Origin of the sequence: Nocardia noduli (assembly GCF_019038455.1) — a bacterium.
GTDB classification, from domain to species: domain Bacteria; phylum Actinomycetota; class Actinomycetes; order Mycobacteriales; family Mycobacteriaceae; genus Nocardia; species Nocardia noduli.
Genome location: NZ_JAFMPL010000195.1, coordinates 1 through 5,456, shown reverse-complemented (window position 1 = coordinate 5,456; position 5,456 = coordinate 1). Strand labels below are relative to the sequence as shown.

Here is a 5,456-nt window from a genome sequence, read left to right as displayed (position 1 = left end):
CCGCCACCCCACCGCCCTGGCACCTATAAGATGCCGGTTGGGCAGGAACCGGGACCCTACGGCCTGGACGGTCCCCTCTTCCGGTTGTATTCACCGGATTTCGCGCGGAATCCGCACCGCGTGTATGCCGAGATGCGCCGCTACCACCCTGATTTCGCTCGCGTCGAACTCGCGCCGGGAGTTACGGCGACGCTGGTGCGCAACATGCGGCGCAGCTGGTTCGACGGGGCCGCGAAAGCCGCGAGGCTGGAAGGGTGCACACCGCACGTACTTCGGCATACCGCGGTGTCTCAGGGCGCGTCGGTGCTCGCGATTCAGCGGATGCTCGGGCACGACAAGCCGAGCACGACGCTTATTTTCTACAGTGATCTGTTCGATGACGACCTTGACGACGTAGCGGCTCGACTCGATGCGGCGCGTACGAGTTTTTCCGCTGCGTACGAACCGGGGTTCTGGGGCCGTCCAGCCGCGTGAGGCAACGGCTTGACCTGCAAGAATGTTGTGCGCCTCCGCGAATCCGTTTGTAATTTTCCGCCCGGTTTGTCAAGGCTGGTGCGCGAGCTGGGGCCGGATCTGGATGGAAGTGAATCTAGTGCCGACCAGCAGATTTGCGCGGAATCGGATGAGCCAGCGCCGTATCACCCAAACCGCAAGCTCCAGCCCGACGAGGTCGCCGAGCTGGTGGAAGCGTATCGGCACGGAGTTTCGATGGTGAAGTTGGCGAAACAGTATGGGCTGCATCGGAACACAGTCGAGGCTCACCTGCGGCGATCCGGCGTCACCATCCGACCTGTCGTGAAGATGACCCCGGCATTGGTTGAGCGGGCGACGAAGCTGTACATCGAGCAGATGTGGACGACGGCACGGATCGGCAAGGAGTTCGGTGTGGATGCAAGTACCGTGGCGAAGGCGTTGAAGCGTGCTGGGGTTCAGATGCGACCGGCGGTAGCGGAGCGCGGGTAGGCAGGCTGACAGCTTCCAGGAGATGGGGTGAGCGTGTACGCCCTGTGAGCGGCGTTCGCGTCGTGTCAGCTGAAGGTGCCGTACACGCAGCCGTACAGTCTTGTCGCGAACTGTCGCTACATCAGAGCGTGTTTCCGCCTCCTTGCTGTCTCCTTCTGCCCTACGCTGCATGCATGCAGTCTTACGAGGCAGTCCATTCGCACTCGACAGGTGCAGAAGTTGCCGAGATCGTTCAACGGCTATGGGCCGAGAGTGGCGAACCTGCGGAGGTTGTCTCGGAAGAATTCGTGATTCTGCCCCGACTAGGGCGAGTCGAATGTGTGTTTGATGCAATTGGCACACTGAGGAACTCCAGAACAACTCTCACTAAACTCCTGGATCAGGGGCTTGACGTATTAATACTTGTACCAATCCGTCTGCTCGGAACAGCTCATGAGGAGGTTCGTGACATGAACATAGCTTTACAAGGATGGATAGAAGGCGATACGGGCATTCCACGCTTTGTCTTCCCTGAGCAGGCGTGAGAGTGAGCCGTGCCTCCTTCCCTCAACACTCAAACTATCGTTGCATTCATCTGGGACTTCGATAAAACGCTGACTCCGGGTTATATGCAAGACCCCCTGTTCGCCGAGTATGGCGTAGATCCCAAATCCTTCTGGCAAGAAGTCAACGGACTGGTCGACTTTTATAAGTCGCGCAATTTGTTCGTGTCGAAAGATACGGCATATCTCGGCCATATTCTAAGTTATATCCGAGATGGACATTTCCCGGACTTGACGAATGAGAAGCTGCGGGAGCTAGGCGCCCGCGTTCCGTTGGCGCCAGGGATGCCTGATTTTATGGCGAAGACTCATGAGTTCATCGCAGGTGATCAGCGATACGTCCATCATGGAATAGCTGTTGAGCATTATATTGTATCAACAGGTCTTCGGCAGATGATCGAAGGAAATGCCATCAGACAGTCTGTGGACGGAGTATGGGCATGCGAGCTTCTCTCGGATGCTCCTTCGAAGGGCTACTTGGAATCGATGCAAGATGGCCAAGCGTGCAAAGATGCGGGAGTTCTTACGGGCATCGGCTACACGCTTGACAATACCACTAAAACGCGAGCAGTGTTTGAAATAAACAAGGGGGTAAATTTCGAGCCGGATATCGACGTGAATGCACGTATGTCACATGATGAGCGGAGGGTTCCGATCAGTAACATGATTTATATCGCTGATGGGCCTAGCGACGTCCCGGTCTTCTCTGTCATCAACCAATACGGAGGAAAGACTCTTGGCGTCTATACCGGTGGGTTTGCTCATGGCAATTACGACGGGGTCCAACAGTTGGTCCAAGATGGTCGGGTGCATCAGGCGGCGCAGGCTGACTATAGTACCGACACCGAGGCGTATAACTGGCTGATGCACTCTCTAAAGCAAGTATCTGACGGGATTTGCGCCAGGCGTGAAAACAGTATCGCGAACATAATTGCGCCTGCCGGGCATAAAGTCTGATTCAGCAGTGCTTCTACTTGTCAAGCCTCAAGGTTTGTGGAGTGATCGGCTTGTTGGGCCCGAAAGTTCATTCCGCGTTTGCCGGAACGGTTTGGGGTTGTCGGCCGGTGTGTAGTCGTGTCAGTGTGGTGAGTGGCTGGGGATGCTGTCACAGCCGCAGGCATCCGCACAGGTTTTGTCAGCATCACCCCAACGTCGTAGGCTTCCCAGAAACATCGTCGCTTGGTGGCTCTACTTCGATCAGCGGCGAGCGAAGTACATACATGGAGTGCTGACTTGCTTGAACTCGATTCGTTGGATGGGCAAACCTTCGAAGCTCTCGCCCTCCTGCTGCTACGGCGCGAATCATACGAGTTAACTTCGTCGCCAGCTCTGTCCGGCCGCGGGGGCGACAGTGGAGTCGATGCTATCGCAATCGCACCCGACGGCCAACAAACATTTGTAATCGTCAAGCATTTACGTGGAAAATTTCGAACATCCTCCCTCCAGGCCAGGCGCACAATTAGTGTCGCTGTCCGACTTCGCGAGCAGTTCCCAGAATCTAATATTCTGCAAATTACCTCGATTGGTCTCACCCGCGAGGCGTTTGACCTCCTGCATGAGAACCGGATAAATGCATGGGATCGCACAACGATTGACCACCTGCTGTCGGTACACCTCGATATTGCGGATGCGGTCCAGAAGAAGGCCGAGGAACGGGATCTAAATGACCTATTTCGCGAACCTGAAGAGCCATCGCGTACTACCTTAGAGAGTCGCGTCACGGCGGAACTCGCAGGCATTCCGCCAGGTAAAACCGGTTGGAAGACGTATGAAGTAGCTACCGCAAAGCTTCTCACGGAGATCTTTTTGCAACACTTAGATCCTCCCAAAATTCAGAACCGCACAGACGATGGCCTCGATATAATGGATGCCATATTTGACATACCCCATACGGACTCGTCCTGGTCGCAAGCCCGCTCTACCTACAAGACCCACTTTGTCATCGCCGAATTCAAGAATTACACTGGAAACATCGAACCAAAGGCGGTCCGACAGCTCGTTGAGTATCTGTGGCCGAAAGCCTTTCGCATGTTCGGCGTCGTAGTTTCACGGAAAGGACCGAACGACCAGGCGATCGCCGCGCGGAGGCGCGCGTGGTTGGACCATGAGAAGATCATTGTTTTTCTTGACGACAATGACCTCATCGAGTTGGCGCGACTGGTCGACAATGGAGATAATCCATATAACCTTATACATCTCCAGTTGATGGATTTTTTCCGCACGCTTAATCCATAGAGGATGATCCACGGCAGGGTATCTCGTATGTTATGTTTATTATATGAATCCGATCACTTCATCATGCCGCTACCGCAGGGGTAATAGTCTTAACTCATGCGATATCGCCATTGCAAGCTTCACGCCCGACAAATGGCTGGCAAGCACTGGACAGGTAGGGCACCTTTTCGACGGATTGTCGTACCTGTTACAGGCCGCGCAAGAGTGGCAGTTGCAGACAGATCTAAAGCTGGAAGTTGTTGGCTACCCCGCGCAAGCCTATGCTATGGATTCCGTATTTTTGCGTTCTCGATCGCTCTTTGAGTTCTTTGTTGGCACAAATCCGAAGACTCATTGTCACGCAAGCTGTCTTTTCGGGTTGAGCAACCAGATTGGCTATGCGAAATACAAGCCCGTCCCCGGCGGCACTAGCAGCGTCAACCCTACGTGGGAGGACGTACTGCACGTTGGATCAATGCATCTTAAAGACAGGAATAGCCCCGTACAGCTTATCGGCCACGACGGCGCTTTGAAGGATCTAAACCAAATGCCGGTTGACTTCGCCAAAGGCATACTAGACGTATGGGGCGATTTTGAAACCGAGCTGAATGCGCAGGGGTACGCCCATCTGCATAGCATGGCAGAAGCGTGCAGAGATAAGGCAAAAGAGGATGCTGGACATGTTTTCGACAGCATCGATCTACGAGCGAAAGCTTACCGGCTTGTACTTACGGGGAATTTGAAAAAGATATTCTGACAACTCGCGTGGGTGACGTATCGGGCAGCGCGAATGAATGCCGCATCCTCTCCTTTCATCAGCTGCCCAGAATTATATCCACCTAATATCCGATGCAATAGCAATACGCGCCCCATCGTCAGTAAAATAATGGGATGTAGTTATTACCTCGATTGATTGTTGAGCTGACTGACAGATAGCGCGTATTCGTCTTCCGGGCCGCATTGCTACCCTTTTCTCATGGGCACCGTCCCCCTCGAAGCCCTCCACCAAGCCATCCGCTCCGCCTGGTCGGCCGACACGAGCGCGGCCCTGGACTGGACCGACAGCAATCCGGCCAAGGGGCAGTGCGCCGTGACGGCCTGCGTGGTGCATGACCATCTCGGTGGGGACATCCTTAATAGCGTCGCCACCTTGCCCAGCGGCGACACCGTCTCCCACTACTTCAACGTCATCGCTGGGGAGACGGTCGATCTCACCGCAGAGCAGTTCCCGGAGCACACTCACTTTTCGGAACCGGCGCCGAAAACCAAGGGCCTCATCTCGACCCGCGACTACTGCCTGTCCTATGAGCACACCCAGCAGCGCTACGAGCTACTGCGGACGCGAGTCGCTGAGCAGCTCGGCGATTAGCATCACCGGGCAGTCCACAGCCCAAAGAACTCGCGCACTTCGGCTACTGCTACGTGCCGACGCAGTTCGTCCGCGATGTCGGCGAGCGTGGTTTGCAGTCGGGTCGAGGCCACCGTGCTGATGCCCGCGAAGTTCTCGATCAGCACCCCGCAGCCATCGGCAATGGCTCCGGCCTGGACGTGGTTCTGTGCCAAGCGGATCTGCCAGGCGATCTGTTCGCGAGGGTAGGCCGCGGTGCCATTGGCCTGTCCCCGGTGATTGAGTCCACTTGGTTTTAGAGTCCTGTTTGGCCTGGTGAGGGCTGAGAAGGGACACTGAGGGATATGGCAGGTCGGAAGCGGCATTCCGCGGAGGAGATCGTGCGGAAG

At 55.6% G+C, this 5,456-nt stretch carries 8 protein-coding genes; 7 read left to right on the top strand and 1 reads right to left on the bottom strand.

Annotated elements, in window-relative coordinates:
• The first annotated feature begins 120 nt into the window (after positions 1-120).
• The 7 genes from JZ792_RS40590 (at position 121) to JZ792_RS40560 (ending at position 5,088) form a co-directional block, all read left to right on the top strand.
• Positions 121-474, top strand: a complete 354-nt coding sequence (locus JZ792_RS40590; protein ID WP_216918218.1) for a site-specific integrase — start codon at positions 121-123, stop codon at positions 472-474.
• Between the two features lie 9 nt (positions 475-483).
• A complete protein-coding gene (locus JZ792_RS40585; RefSeq protein ID WP_216918217.1) occupies positions 484-963 on the top strand; it encodes a COG3415 family protein in 480 nt (159 codons plus the stop codon).
• A 173-nt stretch (positions 964-1,136) separates the two neighbouring features.
• Positions 1,137-1,487 carry a hypothetical protein gene (locus JZ792_RS40580; protein ID WP_216918216.1) on the top strand — a complete coding sequence of 117 codons (351 nt, stop codon included), beginning with the start codon at positions 1,137-1,139 and terminating at the stop codon, positions 1,485-1,487.
• 9 nt (positions 1,488-1,496) lie between these two features.
• Positions 1,497-2,462, top strand: coding sequence for an HAD family hydrolase (locus JZ792_RS40575; RefSeq protein WP_216918214.1), 966 nt, complete (start codon positions 1,497-1,499; stop codon positions 2,460-2,462).
• Positions 2,463-2,738: 276 nt separating this feature from the next.
• Positions 2,739-3,740, top strand: coding sequence for a restriction endonuclease (locus JZ792_RS40570; protein ID WP_216918211.1), 1,002 nt, complete (start codon positions 2,739-2,741; stop codon positions 3,738-3,740).
• Positions 3,741-3,783: 43 nt separating this feature from the next.
• Complete coding sequence (locus JZ792_RS40565) at positions 3,784-4,476, top strand: hypothetical protein (RefSeq protein ID WP_216918209.1); 693 nt, start codon at positions 3,784-3,786, stop codon at positions 4,474-4,476.
• Positions 4,477-4,695: 219 nt separating this feature from the next.
• Positions 4,696-5,088 (top strand): YunG family protein, encoded by a 393-nt coding sequence (locus JZ792_RS40560; RefSeq protein ID WP_216918207.1) that lies wholly within the window; start codon positions 4,696-4,698, stop codon positions 5,086-5,088.
• A gap of 2 nt (positions 5,089-5,090) precedes the next feature.
• Here JZ792_RS40560 and JZ792_RS40555 read toward each other — a convergent pair.
• Positions 5,091-5,456 (bottom strand): hypothetical protein (locus JZ792_RS40555; protein WP_216918205.1); only part of this gene is annotated, 366 nt, incomplete at its 5' end.